We start from the raw sequence: 18425 nt of genomic DNA on the forward strand, positions 1-18425 counted from the left end.
GGTCGAGGGAGGGAAATATGTCAGGGACTCTGGTCGGTGAATTGATCCTCTGGCTGATCGTCGCCATCGTGGTGATCGTGGTCGGCGTCTACATCGTGAACTGGCTCTACCATCGCTCGTCCAAGGAGACCTCATTCGTCCGGACCGGCCTGCTCGGCGAGCGCGTCGTGATCAACGGCGGCGCGTTCGTGCTGCCCTTCATCCACGACTACACGCCGGTCAACATGAACGTGCAGCCGATGGGCATCGTGCGCTCCCGGCAGGACGCCGTGATCACCCGGGACCGCATGCGCGTCGACATCGAGGCCGACTTCTATGTCCGCGTTCAGGCGACCCGCGAAGCCGTGTCCATCGCCGCCGCCACGCTCGGCCGCCGCACCATGGAGCCCGAGAAGCTCCACACCCTGCTCGCCGGCAAATTCATCTCCGCGATCCGTTCGATTGCCTCGGAGATGACCCTGGAACAGATGCACGAGCAACGCGGCGAGTATGTGGCCCGCGTCAAGGCGAACGCGGCCGAGGCCCTCGCTCAGAACGGACTCGAGCTGGAGTCCGTCGCGATCACCGATCTCGACCAGACCGATCTCGAATTCTTCAATCCCTCGAACCGCTTCGACGCCGAAGGTCTGACACGCCTGATGGAGGACATCGAGGCCAAGCGCAAGCTGCGCAACGACATCGAGCAGGATTCGATGATCAAGATCCGCTCCCGGAATCTGGAGGCCGAGCGACAGGCCCTCGAGATCGAGCGCGAAAGTGAGACGGCGCGCCTCGAGCAGGAGCGTGACATCGAGATGCGCCGCGCCCTGCAACGCACCGAGGTCGCGCGTGAGCGGGCCCTGCGCGAGACCGAGGCCGAGCAGGCGCAGATTTCCGCGCGGGAGACCATCGAGAAGGCACGCATCGCCAACGACCAGGCGATCGCGGAAGCCCGCATCGCCTCGGAGCGCGAGACGCGCCAACGGGAGATCGAGCGCACCCGCACCATCGAAGAGAAGGAATTGCTCGCCCGCGAGGAGATCGAGAAGACCCGGATCGCCAACCAGCGCTCGATCGACACCAGCCGCATCGCCTCTGAGCGCGAGGTGCGCCAGCGCGAAATCGAGCGGATGCGTACTATCGAAGAAGCCGAGATCGCCGCCCGCGAGGCGATCGAGAAAGCGCGTATCCAGCAGGACCGGGTGGTGACCGACGCCCGTATTGCCAACGAGGAAGAGACACGGCGCCGCGAGATCGAGCGGACCCGCGCCGTGGACGAAGCCGAGATCGCCGCCCGCGAAGCGACCGAAAAGGCCCGCATCGCCCAGACCATGATTGTCAATGTCGAGCGCATCGCGTCAGACGAGCGCACCCGCGCGCTTGAGATCCAGCAGGTGCGCACGATCCAGGAAGCCGAGATCGAGGCCCAGCGCGCGGTCGAGGCCGCGCGCATCGCCCGTGAGCGGACACTTGCCGCCGAGCGCATCGCCGCTGAGCAGAATACGCGGCAATTGGAGATCGAGCGGAACCAGGCACTCGACGTCGCGGGAATCGCGGCACGCGAGGCGACGGAAGCCACCCGTATCGCCCAGGAGGAACGAGTTCGTTCGCTCGAGATCGCCCGCAACCGCGCCGTCGAGGAAGCCGATATCGCCTCCCGCGAAGCGATCGAGGCCGCGCGCATCGCGCAGGAGAAGGCGATCGCGGCCGAGCGGATCCAGGCCGACAGGGAGACCAAGGCGCTGGAGATCGAGCGGACCGCCGCAGTCGAGGCAGCCGACCTCAAGCGTCGCGACGTAATCGAGCGCCAGCGCATCGGCGTCGATCTCGCGCTGGAGTCCGAGCGGATCAATTCGTCCAAGAAGCGCGAAGTGCTCAATATCGAGCAGAAGAAGGCAATCGAGATCGCGGACGAAGACCGCGTCATCGCGCTCTCCACCAAGCGCTCCGAACGCATCGACGCCGACCGCCAGGTCAAGCAGGCCGAAATCGTCGCACGCAAGGACGTCGAGACCACTGACGTCTCGCGCGAGCAGGCGCTGGAGGCGGCACGGATCGAACGCCGCCGCTCGATCGAGCAACTCGAGGTCGCCCGCGTCCAGTCGCTCCAGGAAGCCGAGATTGCCGCGCGCGAGGAGGTCGAGCGCGCCCGCATTGCCTCCGATCGCGGCCTGGATGAAGCCCGCATCGGCCGTGAGCGCGAGCTGCGGAAGCTCGAAGTCAATCGCGAGAAGGAGGTCGAGACCGTTCTGATGGAGAAGGCGATCGCGATCCACCTGAAGTCGCTGGAAGAATCCGCCGCCCGGGCCTCGGCCGAGGAAGCGCGGATACATGCGACGGAGGCCACCGAGCGCGTCATCACCGCACGTGAAAATGAGATCGCCAGGCGTCGCAAGAGCGTGGAAATCGTGATCGCCGAGAAGAAGGCCGAGGAGACCCGAATTGGAGCCGAAGCCGAGCGCGTGCGCGCGGCCGTCGAGGCCGAGGCGCAGCGGCTGCTCAACGAGGCCGAGAACGTGCTGACCGACCAGGCTCGCTACTCGCTGTTCCGCAGAAAGCTGCTCGACCGCATCGAAGGCATCGTGCGCGAGAGCGTCAAGCCGATGGAGAAGATCGAGGGCATCCGCATCCTCCAGGTCGACGGCCTCAACGGCAACGGCCATGGCGGCAATGGCGGCCGCAGCGCCACCGACGAGGTGATCGACTCGGCGCTGCGCTACCGCGTCCAGGCGCCGCTCATCGATTCGCTTCTGGCGGATATCGGCGTCGAGGGCGGCAGCCTCGCCAAGATGCCGGGCCTGATCCGCGAGGCCCGCGACATGCAAGGCATCAAGGAGTCCGCCCGCAAGGGCGGCGGTGGAGGCGGAGGCGGCGAGAAGCCGGCTGCAGCTCCCTCGCCTTCCACCGAGGGCGAACCGTCCGCGGAGCGCAGCCCCCGGAAGAAGAGCTGAGGTCGCATCATGGCCCGCGTCTATGTCTCAACCGTCGTCAATGCGCGCAACGATCGCGTCTGGGCGCGGGTGCGCGACTTCAACGGCATGCCGAACTGGCATCCCGCGATCGCGGAAAGCCGGATCGAGGGCGGCGAGCCCTCGGACAAGATCGGCTGTGTCAGGGATTTTCGCCTGCGCAACGGCGACCGCATCCGCGAAAAGCTGCTCGGCCTTTCCGACTACGACATGTTCTGCACCTATTCGATCCTGGAATCCCCCATGGGCGTCGAGAATTACGTCGCGACGTTGCGGCTGACGCCGGTCACCGACGGCGACCAGACCTTCATGGAGTGGACCGCCGAGTTCGACTGCGCACCCGAACGGGAAGCGGAGCTCGTCGGCAATATCGGCGGCGGCGTGTTCCAGGGCGGCTTCGACGCCCTCAAGCGCCAGTTCGGAGGGTGAGCTCCGTGCCGCATATCGTCAAGAGCACGATCCTGGATGCGTCCACCGATGCGGTGTGGAACGTGCTGCGCGATTTCAACGGACACGATCGCTGGCATCCGGCGGTCGCGAGCTCCACGATCGAGCGCGCGCACTCCCCTGACAAGATCGGCTGTGTCAGGCGCTTCAAGCTGCAGGATGGATCTGAGCTGCGCGAGCAATTGCTGGCGCTGTCCGATCTCGAGCAGACCTTCAGCTATTGCCTGCTCGATACGCCGGTGCCGATGTTCAACTACGTGGCGCATGTCCGCCTGCTGCCGGTGACCGACGGCGACCGCACCTTCTGGCACTGGGAGTCGCGCTTCAGCACCAGGCCGGAGGACCGCGATCGCATCATCCACATGGTCGCAGAAGACATCTATCAAGCCGGCTTCGAGGCGATCCGCCGGCACCTGAAGGAGGCGGCATAGCAATGGCCGTGACAGTGAAGACTTTTGCCAGCACCAGCGAAGCGGCCGGCGCGCTGTCGGCAGATCGCGGCGCACGCTATCTCGGCGGCGGCACGCTGGTGATGCGGGCGCTGAATGAGGGTGACGTCTCTGTCTCGACCGTCATCCGCGCCAGCGACCAGGCCCTGACCCGGATCGACGCGTCGGGCCCGCGCGTGACGCTCGGGGCCGGCATCACCTTCGCAAAAATCCTCGCCGAGCGCGACCTCGGCTTCCTGCATGCCCCTGCCCGCTCGATCGGCGGACCTGCGGTGCGCAACATGGGCACGGTCGGGGGCAACCTGTTCGCGCCAAGTCCCTATGGCGACTTCACGGTGGCGCTGCTTGCGCTCGATGCCACCGTCGCCGTGCAGGGCGGCTTTGGCACACGCGACATCGCCATCGAAGAGTTCTTGCAGTCGCGCGAGCGGCAGGCCGGCACGCTGGTGCTCTCGGTGTCCTGCGCACGGCCGGCGAGCGCGGACGCCTTCCGCTATCACAAGGTCGCCCGTATCAAGCCAAAGGGCGGCTCCGTCATTACGCTCGCAGCCCATCTGCCGATCAGCGGCGGACGGATCGCCGGGGCACGGATCGCGCTGGGCTCGATGGCGCCGACCCAGATTCGGGCACGCGCCGCCGAGCGTGTGCTCGAGGGACGTTCGCTGGATGCCGCGACCATCGCTGCCGCGGCGTCCGCCGTCACCGAGGGCACCTCCCCCTTCGACAACGCGCTCGGCAGCGCCTGGTATCGCCGCGAGATCGCCGGCGTACATCTGCGCCGTCTCCTCTCGGGTCAGGAATAGCTCGTCATGGCCAAGACCGCCCTGCAATTTCGTCATAACGGCCGCGACGTCGCGATCTTCGTCGATGGCGGCACCAATCTGCTGGTCGCTCTGCGCGAACTGATCGGCGATATGACGCCGAAATTCGGCTGCGGCCAGGGCGGCTGTGGCACCTGCAGTGTGCTGATCGACGGCGAGCTGCACCTGTCCTGCCTGACGCTGGCGGAGACCGTCGCCGGCCGATCGGTGGAGACGCTCGACGGCCTCAAGCAGGGCCCGAACCTGCATCCGCTCCAGCGCGCCTTCGCCGACAGTTTTGCCGCCCAATGCGGCTATTGCACGCCGGGCATGCTGATGGCCGCAAAGGCGCTGCTCGATCGCAATCCGCAGCCTAGCCGCGCCGAGGTCGTCGAGGCGATCTCCGGCAACATCTGCCGCTGCACCGGGTACGAACCCATCATCGATGCCATCCTCGCCGCTTCGGGCGGCCGGGCCAGTGCCTAAAGGATCTTGTCATGCTGGAACTGCGCAAGGACATTTTCGCCGACGAGCGCGACGACAATCTCAATGAGATCGGCAAGGGCACGCAGCGCCAGGACATGCTCGGCCATGTCACGGGCACGTCGAGCTATTTCAACGACCACAAGCTTCAGGGCATGCTGCATCTGAAAGTGGTCCGCTCGACGCAGGCGCACGCGCGGTTGCGCCATATCGACACTACGGAAGCCGAACGCTCGTCCGGCGTACGCCGGATCATCCGCGGCGCCGACGTGCCGCGCAATCTCAACACGCTTCTCAGCCTCATCAACTTCGGCAAGGACGACGAGCCTACGCTGGCGGCGGACAAGGTCCGCTACAAGGGCGAACCGGTCGTGGCCATCGTCGCGGACAGCGAGCGCGAGGCGTTCGAGGCAATCGCAAAGGTGCGGATCGACTACGAGCCGCTGCCCGTCGTGCTCGACGTCGAAGACGCGCTCAAGTCCGGGGCGCCCGTCGTCAACGAGACCTATCCGAAGAACGCCTTCATCTATCACGACGTCCATGATCACCAGAAGCTGCGCTTCGGCGATGCCGACGCCGCGCTCGCGACCGCCGACCACGTGCTCGAACAGCGCTACCAGATGTCGCCGATCGAGCACGCGCCAACCGAAACCAATGGCGCGATCGCCGCGCCCGACACCAACGGCCGCTACGTCGTCTACACCTCGACGCAGGCATTGTTCTTCTCGGTCGACACCTGCGCCAAGATCCTGGACCTGCCATCCAACACCTTCCACTTCATCGGCGGCACCGTCGGCGGCGGCTTTGGCGGCAAGGTGGATACGTTGACCGAGCCGCTCGCGATCCTGGGCGCGATGCTGACCGGGCGGCCCGTCCGCTATGTGTTCGGGCGTGAGGAGGAGATGCAGTACGGCCCGCCCCGCGGGGCCGAGCGCATCTACATCAAGGACGGCGTGATGCGGGATGGCCGTGTCATCGCGCGAAAAATCCGCGCCTATTTCGACAGCGGCGCCTATACGAGGCTTTCCAGCTACGCCGCCGTGAAATGCGCCGCGCATCTGCCCGGGCCATACACTATCCCCAATGTCTATGGCGACGTCTATTGCGTCTTCACCAACCGGACGCCCGCGACGGCGATGCGCGGTTTCGGCGTCACCGCGATGGATTTTGCGATCGAGTGCCAGATGGACAAGCTGGCGAACCTCGTCGGCATGAACCCGATGGAGTTCCGGATCCTCAATGCCTATCGCGACGGCGACATGAAGGCGCATCGGCGCGAAGCCAAGAACACCGCACTGATCGAATGCGTCCAGGTCGCCGCCGAGAAGGCGAAATGGCCGATCCGAGAGGAGTTCAAGCGAGCGTCGTCGCGCAAGGACGGCGGCGGCAGCCGTGCCGTTATCCCGCCGACACCGACGGATTCGCGCAGCCGGCCGGCCGCGCCAGTCCAGCAGCGCACCAGCTATGACCGGCTCCCGCCCACCGTCACCCGCGAACCACCGCGCGAGCCGCCGCCCCCTGCGCCGTCGCCACCTCCACCGCGGCCGGCCGCGCCCTCGCATGGCGCGCCCCGCTTCTCATCCGTGTTCGGCACCAGGAGGCGCTGATGACCCGGCATCGCGGACGCGGCATGGCGTCGATCAACTATCCCATCGGCATGAATCTCGGCGGCGATCCCAGCCAGGCGTTGGTTCATTCCAACCCGAGCGGCAAGTTCACGGTGGCGCTGTCGTCGATCGACCTCGGCCAGGGCATGAAGTCGGTGACGCGGCAGATCTGCGCGGAGACGCTGGGCGTTCCCGTCGAGGACGTCTATGTCGATACCGCGGATTCCGACACCGGTCCGCATTGCATGGGCTCCTTCGCCTCGCGCGGCACCCATCGCGTCGGCAATGCGGTGATGGCCGCGGCGCGCGAGGCACGCGGCGTGATGATGGAGGCGGCCGCCGAGGAGCTCGAGGTCAACGCCGCCGATCTCGAGACGGACGGACGCGGCAACATCCACGTCAAGGGTGCGCCGCATCGCTCGATCTCGACCAAGGACGTCGCCATCGCCGCCCAATTCAAGCAGGGCAAGACCATCTCCGGCCGCGGCATATTCCTCGTGCCCCTGTCCAACGTCGACCCCGAAACCGGCGAGATGTCGCCGGCGACCTGCTACGCCCATGCCTGTCTCGTGGCGGAGGTCGAGGTCGACGACGAGACCGGTGAAGTCGCGATGGTGCGGATGGACTCCGCCTATGAGCTCGGCCGCGCGCTCAATCCGCGCCTGGTCGAGCAGCAGCTCGTCGGCGGCGCCTGGATGGGCATCAGCCACGCGCTCTACGAGACCACGGAGCCTCACTATCCCGACCCTGTCCACGGCCCCCGCGACTTCGTCGAATATCTGATGCCCGGCCCGGGTGACATTTGCCCGCACGATATCGCCGTGCTGGAGCGCCCCGCGCCAGATGGCCCGTACGGCGCCAAAGGACCGGGCGAAATGTGCGCCAATCCCGTGCTGCCGGCTGTCGCGAATGCGATTTTCAACGCCGTCGGCGTACGCATCGACGATCTGCCGATTACGCCGGAAAAGGTGCTGCGCGCGATCAAGACCCAGGGCGGCGCGCGGCCACAGGCGCGACGCTGAGACTGGCCATGGCAGTCCGCAGCAACATCGTTGGCATCGACAGCCCCGAAGCGCTGGAGAAGGCGCTTCGGGCAGCCTATTACCTCGCCGATGAAGGGCTCGCGACCGCGGCCTATCTCGGCCTTGCCCTCGGCAAGCCGCTCCTGCTCGAAGGCGCCCCCGGCGTCGGCAAGACCGAGGCCGCGAAAGCCATCGCCGCCGTCCTCGGCCGCCGCCTCATCCGCCTGCAATGCTACGAGGGCATCGACGCCTCGGCCGCGCTCTACGAGTGGAACTATCCACGCCAGATGCTCGCGATCCGCCAGGCTGGCGACGAGAGCATCGACATCTATGGCGAGACGTTTCTGATCGAGCGGCCGATGCTGGCGACGCTCCGCGCGCCCGACTCGACCGTGCTGCTGATCGATGAGATCGACCGCGCCGACCAGGAGTTCGAGGCGTTCCTGCTCGAATTTCTCTCGGACTTCCAGATTTCGATCCCCGAACGTGGCACGGTGCGCGCGGCCGAACGTCCTGTGGTCGTGCTAACGTCGAATCGGACGCGCGACCTGCACGAAGCCCTGCGCCGCCGCTGTGTCTATCACTGGATCGACTATCCCACTGAAGAGCGGGAGGCGCGTATCGTGATGCTGCGGGCCTCCAGCGTCGCCGAGGCGACTGCGCGGGCCGTCGTCGCGGCCGTCGGCAAATTGCGCCGCGAGCCGCTCAGCAAGGCACCGGGCATTGCAGAGGCCGTCGACTGGGCTGAAGCGGCGACGCTCCTTCACAAGGGCGGTGCGCGCTGGCCCGACGCCTTCAAGCGCTCGATCGGCGTGGCGCTGAAAGACGAGGAAGACCTGCACTTCATCTCGCCGCGGCTCGACGTCATGCTCGCGGAGGCAACCGCATGAGCACCGAGCCGGAGCTTCCGCGCGCCGCCCGCATCTTCGTCTCCTTCGTCGCGCTGCTGCGCGCCAACGGCTTCGCCGTCGCGCCCGAGCAGACCACCTCCTATCTCGCCGCGATCGAGCTGCTCGGGCCGCGCGACCTCAACGACATCAGGCAATCGGCGCTGGCCACACTCGCCCCGCCACCCGAGCGCCGCACGACCTTCGACCGGCTGTTCGACCTGCACTTCCGCGGCAGCGAAGCCATCGAACATGTCGATGACGGCGACGACGACGAAACTGTCCGGCTCCAGGAAGAGGGCCGCGGCGAACAGGATCCCCTGTTCTCCGACGACGCCAATGAATCCGGCCTCGCCGCGACGCGCGCCGAGGCGCTGGTGGAGCGCCGCTTCGCCCAGCTCTCCGCCACTGACGCGCTCCGCCGCCTGGCCCGCGAGGCCTCCCGGCGCCTGCCGCAGCGTCGCGGCCACCGGCGCATGCGCGCCCGCCGCGGGCCGTTTGCCGACCTTCGCCGAACCCTGCGCGAGTGTGTCCGGAACGACGGCGAGATCCTGCGGCTCGGGCACCTGAAGCGGCGCCCGCGCCGACGAAAACTCCTGCTGCTGATTGACGTCTCCGGCTCGATGAAAACGCGCACCGAGGAGAACATGAAGCTCGCGCATGCGCTGGTACAGGCCGCGCCCAATGTCGAGGTCTTCACCTTCGGCACGCGGCTGACCCGCGTCACCCGCCCATTGCGTCTCAAGCGTCGCGAGCAGGCGCTGAGCGCGGCGGCGCACCTCGTCAGCGACTGGGATGGCGGCACCCGCATCGGCGACGCGCTGCAAGCCTTCCTCGCGGTGCCGCGGTTCGGTGGTTACGCGCGAGGCGCGGCCGTCCTCGTCGTGTCGGACGGTCTGGAGCGCGGCGAACCCGATGCGTTGCGCGACGCGGTCGCAAAGCTGTCGCGGCGCGCCTGGCGCGTGAGCTGGCTGACGCCGCTCGCGACGGGCCCGGACTTCCGCCCGCAGACCGAGGCTCTGGTTGCCATCGAGCGCTTCGTCGACGATCTCGTGGATGGCGGTTCAAGCGCATCGATTGTCGCGCACATTCTGACGTTGGGACGGAGGAGAGCGGCGTGAGCGACATTGTCGACGGCCATCATCACATCTGGCGACAGGCCGACCTGCCCTGGCTGACCGGCCCGATGCAGCCGCGCATCTTTGGGCCCTACGAGCCGATCCGTCGCGATTATCCGATCCGGGAATATCTCGACGACCTCGAGGGCACCGGCGTCACCCGTTCGGTCTATGTCCAGACCAACTGGGCCAACGACCGCTTCGAGGATGAGACCGCCTGGGTGCAGCAGACCGCCGATGCGCACGGCTGGCCGCATGCCATCGTCGCCTACGCCGATTTCGCCGTCGACGACGTGCGCCCGCAGCTCGATCGCCTGAAGCGCTATCCGCTCGTGCGCGGCGTGCGCATGCAGCTGCACTGGCACGACAATCCGCTCTATCGCTTCGCGGCCAAGCCCGATCTCTGCGTCGATCCCATGGTCCGCCGCAACATTGCGCACCTGGCCGACTACGGCTGGAGCTTTGACCTCCAGGTCTTCACGCCGCAGATGCCGGACGCGGCGCAACTCGCCGAGTCCTGCCCCAAGGTGACCTTCATCCTCCAGCATGCCGGCATGCTGGAAGACCTCTCGCCGGCGGGCCGGGCCGCCTGGCGCGCCGGGATGGCCCGGCTCGCGGTCTGTCCGAACGTGGTCTCAAAACTCTCCGGGCTCGGCACCTTCATCCATCGCAACGATCCCGCACACATCGCGGCCGTCCTTACCGATACCGTCGCGATTTTCGGCGCGGAGCGCTGCCTGTTTGGCTCCAATTTTCCGATCGAGAAATTGTGGACCAGCTATCGGGAGCTCGTCGACGCCTTTCGTGCCGCAGCCGCGAGGCTGACGACCGAGCAGCAGGACGCAATTTTCCGGACGACGGCAACGCGCGTCTACCGGCTTTGACAGACAAGAACAGAACAGGGAGGGAAACGAATGGCGCTGGAGATCAAGATCCTGGACTATGGCGATATCGAGCTGGAATCGAGCTTTCTGGTCCTCGGCCGCGACTGCGGCCGCACACGCCGCGTCCTCACGCTCGGCTTTTTGATCCTCGGCGGCAAATATCCGGTCGTGGTCGATACCGGCTACCGCTCCAACCAGATCATGGAAACGCTGGGGATGCGCGGCCTGCAATACCACGAGCACATGATTGAGAACCAGCTCGCCCGCCACGGCGTGCGCATGGGCGACGTCCGCTTCGTCTGCCATACCCATCTGCACATCGACCACGCCGGCAAGGACGATCTGTTTCCGATGAACACGACCGTCGTCCTCAACCGGAAAGAACTCGAATATTCCGTCTCCGGCTTGATGCATCCGCAATATCCGGCGCCCGACATCAAGCATCTCATCGACCGACTGCACACCAAGAGTGCGCTGCGCTTCCTCGACCTCGAGATCACAGGTCCTATCGAGCTGATGCCCGGCGTCTATTGCGATGCGGCCAATGCACATACCGAGGGATCGATGAACGTCATCGTCGAGACAGCCGACGGAATCGCGACGATCTGCGGCGACGTGATCTACGACTTCAACGACCAGATCGTCACGCCCTTCAACGAGATCCACGACTGGGAGCCGCGGACGACGGGAAACCACGGCACCAGCAAGCGGGCCGAGAAGGCGTCGATCAAGAAGCTCCTGAGCAATTCGCGCTATCTGCTGCCGGTGCACGACAGGCCGGCCAAGATCGAGGGCGGCATGGTCGTCGGACGGCTGCACGACCAGGTCCCCGGCCCGATCGTGCAGTCGCTGCCTGCGCGCAACTGGTTCCCTGCCTGACGTGACCTGAGGATATCGACCGATGACGCACGTCACCTTGCGCTCCGAATTCGAGAGCCTGATCGACCCCTATGCGCCGGTCGCGCAGGTCGGAACGGGCTTTGACTTCACGGAGGGGCCGATCTGGCATCCGGTCGATCACTATCTCCTGTTCTCGGACATGCCGGGCGACGTGCGGCGACGCTGGGATTCGCGGCGCGGCGTCGCGGAGGTCAAGCGCCCGTCGAACAAATGCAACGGCATGACCTACGATGCCGAGCTCAATCTGATCGTCTGCGAGCACGCGACCTCGTCGCTGATCCGTGAGCGACCGGACGGGCGGCACGAGGTGCTGGCCTCGCACTTCCAGGGACAGGAGCTCAACAGCCCCAACGACGTCTGCGTGCACTCCTCCGGTGCCATCTATTTCTCCGATCCCTGGTATGGCCGCATGCCGGTCTATGGTGTCGAGCGGCCGCGCCAGCTCGGCTTCCAGGGCGTCTATCGCGTCATGCCCGGCGGCGAGCCGACGCTCGTGGTGGACCGCAATTTGTTCGACCAGCCGAACGGGCTGTGCTTCTCGCCCGACGAGAAACTGCTCTATGTCAACGACACCGTGCAGGCGCTGATCCGCGTATTCGACGTCAACGGCGACGGCTCGCTGTCGAACGCGCGCGTGTTCGCGAGCGGCATCCGCTCCGAGCTGGAGCCGGGCCTGCCCGACGGCATGAAGTGCGACCAGCATGGCAATGTCTGGGTCACCGCCCCCGGCGGTGTCTGGGTCTATTCGCCGCGCGGCGAGTTGCTGGGGAAGGTCCGCGTGCCTGAGCTCGTCGCCAACCTTGCCTGGGGTGGCCCGGATTTCCGCACGCTCTATTTGACGTCGACGCATTCGGTCTATGCTATCCCGACCAAGGCCGGGCCGCGCCACGAGCCCTATATGAGCGGCAAACGCGGCAGCGGCGGCGCAAGTGCCGGCCCCGCCTCTGCGGCGCCCATCCTCGCCGACGGCGAGATGCGGCTCGATCCGAGCCGCTGCGCCATGATCATCCAGGATCTTCAGAACGACGTCATCATGGATGGCGGCGCGTTCGCCGAGTCAGGCGCACCGCGGCATGCGAAGCAACAGCATGTGGTCGAGAACGTCAGGCGCTTGGCGGAGACAGCTCGCGCGCGCGGCGTCGCCATCATCCACGTCTGGTTCGTGGTCGAGCCCGGCGCCCCCGGCGTGACGCTGAACGCACCGCTGTTCGAGGGTCTCGTCGACAGCAAGGCGATGGTGCGCGGGAGCTGGGGCGCCGCCCCGGTCTCGGGCCTCGAACCGCGGCCCGGCGATTTCGTCGTCGAGAAGATGCGGATGAGCGCCTGGGAGGGCACCCGGCTGGAGACGATCCTCAAAGCCACCGGGCGCGACATGATCATCAACACCGGCGCATGGACCAACATGTCGGTCGAGCACACCGCGCGCACCGGCGCCGACAAGGGTTATTTCATGATCGTGCCGGAAGATTGCTGCTCGACTATGAATGCCGACTGGCACTCCGCCTCGATCAATTTTGCCATGCAGAACGTCGCCGTCGTCACCCGGGCGGACGCCGTCATCAGAGCGCTGGGATGAGTGGTGGCAAAGCTTTTGCACCTCTCCTGCTCGCCCCGTGCCGACTCCGAGTCGAGCGCCGGCGCGCGCGTCTTTCTTGACGGGTTTCGGCAGGCCCGTCCGGACTGGGACATCGACGTCGTGGATCTCTGGCGCGAGCGGCTGCCGGAATTCGCAGGTCCCATCGTCGAGGCCAAATATGCGCGCATGAAGGCGCAGCCCTTCAACGACGCGCAACGGGACAGCTTTGCGGAGGCCGAGCGGATGGCGCTGCGCTTTTCACTGGCCGATCGGGTGCTGATCTCGACGCCGATGTGGAACTTCAGCATTCCCTACAAGCTCAAGCAATGGTTCGATATCATCGTCCAGCCCGGGCTCACCTTTCGGTTCGACCCCTCCCTGGGATATCTCCCGCTGCTGAAGGACCGGCCGACCACGGTGATCCTCGCCAGTGGCAGCGATTTCGCCACTGGAATGAACCGCGGGCGCATCGACATGGCAACGCCTTACCTGCGGGAAATTTTGCGCTTTATCGGTATCAGCAATGTCCGTTTCGTGCCGATCGGGCCAACCACCGGACCGCAACAACCCATCGAGGCTGCCCGCGAAAGAGCCCATCAGCACCTCGCAGCAATGGCGGCGAACTTCTGAGCGCCGTTGAGGCCGCTGCGGTACTTCGCGACATCTATCGAAGCAAGCTGCGCATCACCTGCGAACGCGACTCACGGCAGGTTGTCCCGCAGAAAAATATCGATGCGGATGCGCTCCTGGTCGGGGCTGATCGGCTCACCCGAACAATGCGCGAGCAGAACTCGCGCCGCAGACCGCGCCTCGTGACCGGGATCCTGGTTGATGATGGCATCGAGCGTGCCGCGGACCAGGAAACGCCGCGTGTACTGGGTCAGCTCGTGCGTGATCCAGACCACCTCACGCGCGCGGCCCGAGGCCTCCAGCGCATTGGCGATGCCGCGGTTCCCGGCGCCGCAGCAGTAGATGCCGCGGAGATCGGCGTGGCGCGCCAGCAGTGCGACCGTGAGCTCCCGGGTGCGCTCGCTGTCGTCGCGGCCTTCGATCACCGGCAGCGCGAGCAGGTTCGGATACTCGCTGGACAGGATCTGGTGGAAGCCGAACTGCCGCTCGGTGTGATCGCGCAGCGACAACGAACCCGCGATCACGGCAACCTTTCCCTCGCGGCCGGCGAGGAAACGCCCCATCAGCGTTGCCGCAGTTCGCCCCGCGGCCGGGTTGTCGATACCGACATAATGCAGCCGCCGCGAGCTCGGCGCGTCCGACACAAGGGTCACCACGGCGACCCCGCGCGCGGCGAGCTCGTCGATCGCGGCGCGCACCCTGGGATGGTCCAGTGCGATGACGGCGACGCCCTGATAGGCCGGCGACAGGTTTTCCAGCGCACCGGCGAGCACATCCGGATCGAACACGTCGACATGGAGGATATCGATGAAGCCGCGGTGGCCGGCGAGCCAGTCCGCGGTGCGTTGGACCTGCTCGGCCAGGTTGGTCATGAAGCTGTTGCTGCCGCTCGGCAGCACGAAGGCGAAGCGGAACGTCTGCCCGCGGGCGAGCCGCGCGGCCGCGACGTCGCCCCGATAGCCGAGTTTCGCCACCGCAGCCTCGACACGCGCGACGGTCTTGGCGCGCACGCCCTCGCGCCGGTTGACGACGCGGTCGACGGTTGCGAGCGAAACGCCCGCCGCACGCGCGACGTCCTCCAGCGTGGCGCGAACCGCCGGCTGCGTCGCACCGGCTGTCATTCCCGCGCGGCCCACAGCATGCCACGGGTCATCAACGTTCGAATCTCCGGTACGTCGAGCTCGTAAGCGCGGTGACCGAGCGAGGAGTAGAACACCCTGCCCGCGCCGTATCGCTTCTTCCAGACCACAGGCATCACCACGCCGTCGATCCAGGGCGCGTGCTCGCCGGTGAAGGTCGTCGTCGCCAGCACCTCGTTGGCGGGGTCGACATGCATGTAGTACTGTTCGGAACGATGCTCGAAACTCTTCAGCCCCTTCATGATGGGGTCATCCGGCTTCGTCAAGTCGACCTTGTAGTCGATGATGTTGCCGGGATGCGCGACCCACTGCCCGCCGCACAGGAATTGGTAGTCGACGGACTCGCGGAACGCATCGCACATGCCGCCATGATGTCCGGCCAGCCCGACGCCGCCACGCACCGCCGCGCAGAGATTGAGCGCTTCCGCCTTCTCGATCTTCGACATGGTGTAGATCGGGATGATCAGCGACAGATCGTGGATCGCAGGATCGGCGAAAGCCGCCGTCGTGGTCTCGACCCGGACCTCGAAGCCTTCCGCCTTCAGCCAGCCGCGGATCATCGAGGCGCAGAGATCGGGATCGTGTCCCGGCCAGCCGCCCCATACAATCATTGCCTTGCGCATGGTCATTCCCTCAGTCGATCTGTCCGGTTTCACGTCCGGCCGGCAGCATTGCCGGCCGCTCGACGCAGCTCCCGATCTTGACGCGGCGTCCTTCGTCGGCGGAGGTCTGGAACGCCTCCATCACCTCGAGCACATGGAAAGCGAGCGCGCCGCTGGCGCGATGCGGGCGGTTGTTCAGGATCGCGGAGGCCATGTCGGCGACACCGATGGAACGAAACTCGCCATCGACATGACCGTGGGTCAGCGGCACCGGTTCCCATTCACCGCCCGTTTTCGCGACCTGCACCTCGCCGCCGAACCGGTTGGGGTCCGGCACCAGCATGCTGCCCTTGTCGCCATAGATCTCGATCGGCGCGTGCCGATGCTTCGGTACGTCGAAGCTCATCGCGATCGAGACGACCGCCCCGCTCTCGAATTCGAGCGTGCCGGCGACATGGGTCGAAACCTCGACCGGAATCAGGGTGTCGTTCATCGGCTGGCTGGTGACCAACCGTTCGGATTTCGGGCGCGCGGTCGAGCCCATCACGCTCGCGACCGGGCCAAGCAGCTGCACGAGATCCGTGATGTAGTACGGCCCCATGTCGAGCATTGGCCCTCCGCCGCGAAGGTAGTAGAAGCCCGGCGACGGGTGCCAGCGCTCATGGCCAGGGCAGCCGAAGAAGACGCTGCCCGCGACCGGCGTGCCTATCGCGCCATCGTCGATCAGCTTGCGCGCGGTCTGGTGCCCACCGCCAAGAAACGTATCGGGCGCGCAGCCGACGCGAAGGCCCTTCTGCGCGGCGAGATCCATCACCTTGCGGGCTTCTGCGACGTCGATGCCGAGCGGCTTCTCGGAATGAACGTGCTTGCCGGCGTTCAGCACCGCGAGGCTGACGTCGGTATGGGCGAGCGGGACCGTAAGATTGATGACGATCTCGACATCCTCTCGCTTGAGCAGTTGATCGACCCGCATCGCCGGCAGCCCGAAGGCGGCGCCCTGCCGCTCTGCCGCATCGCTGCGCATATCGGCGAGTGCCTTGATTTCGATGACCGGAAAGCGCTGGGCCGCCTTCAGATAGGCGGTGCTGATATTGCCGCAGCCGATGATTCCGATGCCGACTTTTCTCATTGTGATCTCCGTAAGGTATCGTTCATCCCTTGACCGCGCCTGCGGTGAGGCCGGCCACGATGTGCTTCTGCGCCAAAAGAAAGAGAATGATTGTGGGCAGGATGGTCAGCGTGATGAAGGCCAGGATCAGGTGCCATTCGGACGAATACTCGCCCTGATAAACCATGATGCCGAGGGGCCAGGGATAGAGCGCATCGGTGTTGAGCATCACCAGCGGCAACAGATAGGCATTCCAGCTGTTGACGAAGGTGATGGTCCCGACGGTCGCCAGGATCGGTCGCGACAACGGCAGCGTCACATAGCGGAAGAATTTGATGTAGCTGCAGCCGTCGACCAGCGCGGCCTCGAGCAGTTCATAGGGAATGTCCTTGAAGAAGCGCCGCAGCAGCAGCACGCTCATCGCGAGGCTGAAGGCCACCTGCGGCAGCGCCACGCCAAAATAGGTATCGAGCAGCCCGAGATCGCGCACCTTGATGAACAGCGGCAGCACCGCGGTCGCCGCCGGAAACAGCAGGCCGAGCGTCAGGTAGCTCAGCAGCATCGATGAGCCGTAGAACCTGACATGGGCGAAGGTGAACGCCGCCATCGAGGCGACGATCAGGGTCAGGGTCACCGTGAGCGTCGAGATGATCAGCGAGTTGCGCAAGAGCTGCCAGTAGCGCGCGGAGAACAGGATGTCGGCATAATTCTGCCACTCCCAGTGACGTGGCAGGCCGAACGGATTGACGCGCAATTCGCCGAGCGATTTGAAGCCGCCGAGCAAGGTCGCGAGCAGCGGCACCAGCACGAAGACGGCAACGACGGCGAGGAACACCGCCTTGAACAGCACGGCAGGATCGAACGGCGTACGATTGGTCTCGGTGCTACTCATCACGCATGAACCATCGCTTGTACGTGAAGGCAAAGGTCACGCAGATCGTGAACAGAATGACACCGATGGCGCTGCCATAGCCGACCCGCATGCGGGAGATGCCGTTGTTGTAGAGGAAGCTCACCAGCGTGTTCGAGGAGTCCGCAGGCCCCCCACGCGTCAGCGGCATGACGAGGTCGAACAGCTGCAGCGAGCCGACGATGGCGAAGAACACCGAGAGGCGAATCGTCGGATAGAGCAAGGGGATGACCACGTGTCGCAGGGCTTGCGAACGCGTCGCGCCGTCGATGCGCGCGGCTTCGATCAGGCTCTTGTCGAGGCCCTGGAGCGCCGCGATGAACAGCATCATGTGGAAACCGAAGTACTTCCAGACGACGACGATCAGCACGGCCAGCATTGCCGTATCGGTCGAGGCCAGCAGATGCGGGGGCTCGGCGCCGAAGGTACGCCAGATCGAGGCGACAAGGCCGTAATCGCCGTCGTAGACGAAGCTGAAGATCAGCCCGGTCGCGATCTCGGCCAGGATATAAGGCATGAAGAACAGCATGCGCAGAGCCACCGCCCCGCGAAAGCGTTCGGCGAGCATCAAGGCCAGCGTGAGCGCAAGCGGCAGCTGGATGGCGAGCGAAACAGCGATGATCAGCCCGTTGTTGCGCAGCGCAAGCCAGAAGGCGCGTGTCTCCAACACGAAACGGTAGTTGTCGAAGCCGATCCAGTTGGTCGGCCTGCCGAACCCGTTCCAGTTGAAGGCCGAGTACCAGGCCGCCTCGCCGATCGGCAGCACCACGAACAGCGTGAACAACAGCAGCGCCGGCGGCAGGAACAGGATCAGGACCGTAAGCCTGCCGTCCCAGCTCGGGCCGCGCTCGGCGACCTGCGGGAGCTCACCGGCAACGTCCATCGCCGACACGCTCGCGGCCCGGCGTGCCACCG

18 protein-coding genes are annotated in these 18425 nt (G+C 65.8%); 13 read left to right on the forward strand and 5 right to left on the reverse strand.

The window, feature by feature from the left end:
* Positions 1–17 precede the first annotated feature (17 nt).
* Genes AB7Z56_RS29715 through AB7Z56_RS29775 form a run of 13 tightly spaced genes read left to right on the forward strand, consistent with a single transcriptional unit; the run spans position 18 to position 13751 of the window.
* A complete protein-coding gene (locus AB7Z56_RS29715; RefSeq protein ID WP_441256698.1) occupies positions 18–2930 on the forward strand; it encodes a flotillin domain-containing protein in 2913 nt (970 codons plus the stop codon).
* 9 nt (positions 2931–2939) lie between these two features.
* Positions 2940–3377 carry an SRPBCC family protein gene (locus AB7Z56_RS29720; RefSeq protein ID WP_014496426.1) on the forward strand — a complete coding sequence of 146 codons (438 nt, stop codon included), beginning with the start codon at positions 2940–2942 and terminating at the stop codon, positions 3375–3377.
* Positions 3378–3382: 5 nt separating this feature from the next.
* A complete protein-coding gene (locus AB7Z56_RS29725; RefSeq protein WP_135215379.1) occupies positions 3383–3826 on the forward strand; it encodes an SRPBCC family protein in 444 nt (147 codons plus the stop codon).
* 2 nt (positions 3827–3828) lie between these two features.
* On the forward strand, positions 3829–4647 hold the full coding sequence (locus AB7Z56_RS29730; protein ID WP_085400985.1) for an FAD binding domain-containing protein: 819 nt from the start codon (positions 3829–3831) through the stop codon (positions 4645–4647).
* 6 nt (positions 4648–4653) lie between these two features.
* Complete coding sequence (locus tag AB7Z56_RS29735; protein WP_247308884.1) at positions 4654–5130, forward strand: (2Fe-2S)-binding protein; 477 nt, start codon at positions 4654–4656, stop codon at positions 5128–5130.
* Between the two features lie 11 nt (positions 5131–5141).
* Positions 5142–6734 (forward strand): xanthine dehydrogenase family protein molybdopterin-binding subunit, encoded by a 1593-nt coding sequence (locus AB7Z56_RS29740; RefSeq protein ID WP_441256699.1) that lies wholly within the window; start codon positions 5142–5144, stop codon positions 6732–6734.
* Positions 6734–7756, forward strand: a complete 1023-nt coding sequence (locus AB7Z56_RS29745; protein ID WP_441256700.1) for a xanthine dehydrogenase family protein molybdopterin-binding subunit — start codon at positions 6734–6736, stop codon at positions 7754–7756. The genes AB7Z56_RS29740 and AB7Z56_RS29745 overlap by 1 nt, the downstream gene beginning before the upstream one ends.
* An 8-nt stretch (positions 7757–7764) precedes the next feature.
* Positions 7765–8646, forward strand: coding sequence for an AAA family ATPase (locus tag AB7Z56_RS29750; RefSeq protein WP_071915377.1), 882 nt, complete (start codon positions 7765–7767; stop codon positions 8644–8646).
* Positions 8643–9764, forward strand: coding sequence for a vWA domain-containing protein (locus AB7Z56_RS29755; RefSeq protein ID WP_441256701.1), 1122 nt, complete (start codon positions 8643–8645; stop codon positions 9762–9764). Before AB7Z56_RS29750 ends, AB7Z56_RS29755 begins: the two co-directional genes overlap by 4 nt.
* Positions 9761–10645, forward strand: a complete 885-nt coding sequence (locus tag AB7Z56_RS29760; protein ID WP_441256702.1) for an amidohydrolase family protein — start codon at positions 9761–9763, stop codon at positions 10643–10645. Before AB7Z56_RS29755 ends, AB7Z56_RS29760 begins: the two co-directional genes overlap by 4 nt.
* A 30-nt stretch (positions 10646–10675) precedes the next feature.
* Entirely contained in the window at positions 10676–11524 is an 849-nt protein-coding gene (locus AB7Z56_RS29765) for an N-acyl homoserine lactonase family protein (RefSeq protein WP_028147221.1), read from the forward strand.
* Positions 11525–11546: 22 nt separating this feature from the next.
* Positions 11547–13121, forward strand: a complete 1575-nt coding sequence (locus AB7Z56_RS29770) for an isochorismatase family protein (RefSeq protein WP_441256703.1) — start codon at positions 11547–11549, stop codon at positions 13119–13121.
* Between the two features lie 3 nt (positions 13122–13124).
* A complete protein-coding gene (locus AB7Z56_RS29775) occupies positions 13125–13751 on the forward strand; it encodes an FMN-dependent NADH-azoreductase (protein ID WP_063986524.1) in 627 nt (208 codons plus the stop codon).
* A gap of 71 nt (positions 13752–13822) precedes the next feature.
* On the opposite strand, the gene AB7Z56_RS29780 is transcribed toward AB7Z56_RS29775, so the two are convergent.
* From AB7Z56_RS29780 to AB7Z56_RS29800, 5 genes are read right to left on the reverse strand one after another with little or no spacing between them, the layout of a single operon-like run.
* Positions 13823–14872, reverse strand: a complete 1050-nt coding sequence (locus tag AB7Z56_RS29780) for a LacI family DNA-binding transcriptional regulator (protein WP_441256704.1) — start codon at positions 14870–14872, stop codon at positions 13823–13825.
* The gene (locus AB7Z56_RS29785) at positions 14869–15513 is read right to left on the reverse strand and encodes a ThuA domain-containing protein (RefSeq protein ID WP_014496439.1); all 645 of its coding nucleotides are present in this window, start codon (positions 15511–15513) and stop codon (positions 14869–14871) included. Before AB7Z56_RS29785 ends, AB7Z56_RS29780 begins: the two co-directional genes overlap by 4 nt.
* Before the next feature lie 10 nt (positions 15514–15523).
* Complete coding sequence (locus AB7Z56_RS29790) at positions 15524–16621, reverse strand: Gfo/Idh/MocA family protein (RefSeq protein WP_441256705.1); 1098 nt, start codon at positions 16619–16621, stop codon at positions 15524–15526.
* A 22-nt stretch (positions 16622–16643) separates the two neighbouring features.
* Complete coding sequence (locus AB7Z56_RS29795; RefSeq protein ID WP_085403202.1) at positions 16644–17492, reverse strand: carbohydrate ABC transporter permease; 849 nt, start codon at positions 17490–17492, stop codon at positions 16644–16646.
* Positions 17485–18423: a carbohydrate ABC transporter permease gene (locus tag AB7Z56_RS29800; protein WP_071915383.1), complete on the reverse strand. Its 939-nt coding sequence runs from the start codon at positions 18421–18423 to the stop codon at positions 17485–17487. The genes AB7Z56_RS29795 and AB7Z56_RS29800 overlap by 8 nt, the downstream gene beginning before the upstream one ends.
* Between the last annotated feature and the right edge of the window lie 2 nt (positions 18424–18425).

Origin of the sequence: Bradyrhizobium sp. 482_C4_N1_8, from assembly GCF_052075965.1 — a bacterium.
In the GTDB taxonomy this organism is placed as follows: domain Bacteria; phylum Pseudomonadota; class Alphaproteobacteria; order Rhizobiales; family Xanthobacteraceae; genus Bradyrhizobium; species Bradyrhizobium barranii.

Bases quoted from the DNA above. Each gene is read 5' to 3' on its own strand.
- AB7Z56_RS29785 (WP_014496439.1), bottom strand. From the start codon at position 15,513: ATGCGCAAGGCAATGATTGTATGGGGCGGCTGGCCGGGACACGATCCC.
- AB7Z56_RS29750 (WP_071915377.1), top strand. From the start codon at position 7,765: ATGGCAGTCCGCAGCAACATCGTTGGCATCGACAGCCCCGAAGCGCTG.
- AB7Z56_RS29730 (WP_085400985.1), top strand. From the start codon at position 3,829: ATGGCCGTGACAGTGAAGACTTTTGCCAGCACCAGCGAAGCGGCCGGC.
- AB7Z56_RS29790 (WP_441256705.1), bottom strand. From the start codon at position 16,621: ATGAGAAAAGTCGGCATCGGAATCATCGGCTGCGGCAATATCAGCACC.
- AB7Z56_RS29765 (WP_028147221.1), top strand. From the start codon at position 10,676: ATGGCGCTGGAGATCAAGATCCTGGACTATGGCGATATCGAGCTGGAA.
- AB7Z56_RS29720 (WP_014496426.1), top strand. From the start codon at position 2,940: ATGGCCCGCGTCTATGTCTCAACCGTCGTCAATGCGCGCAACGATCGC.
- AB7Z56_RS29740 (WP_441256699.1), top strand. From the start codon at position 5,142: ATGCTGGAACTGCGCAAGGACATTTTCGCCGACGAGCGCGACGACAAT.
- AB7Z56_RS29770 (WP_441256703.1), top strand. From the start codon at position 11,547: ATGACGCACGTCACCTTGCGCTCCGAATTCGAGAGCCTGATCGACCCC.
- AB7Z56_RS29745 (WP_441256700.1), top strand. From the start codon at position 6,734: ATGACCCGGCATCGCGGACGCGGCATGGCGTCGATCAACTATCCCATC.
- AB7Z56_RS29715 (WP_441256698.1), top strand. From the start codon at position 18: ATGTCAGGGACTCTGGTCGGTGAATTGATCCTCTGGCTGATCGTCGCC.
- AB7Z56_RS29755 (WP_441256701.1), top strand. From the start codon at position 8,643: ATGAGCACCGAGCCGGAGCTTCCGCGCGCCGCCCGCATCTTCGTCTCC.
- AB7Z56_RS29780 (WP_441256704.1), bottom strand. From the start codon at position 14,872: ATGACAGCCGGTGCGACGCAGCCGGCGGTTCGCGCCACGCTGGAGGAC.
- AB7Z56_RS29735 (WP_247308884.1), top strand. From the start codon at position 4,654: ATGGCCAAGACCGCCCTGCAATTTCGTCATAACGGCCGCGACGTCGCG.
- AB7Z56_RS29795 (WP_085403202.1), bottom strand. From the start codon at position 17,492: ATGAGTAGCACCGAGACCAATCGTACGCCGTTCGATCCTGCCGTGCTG.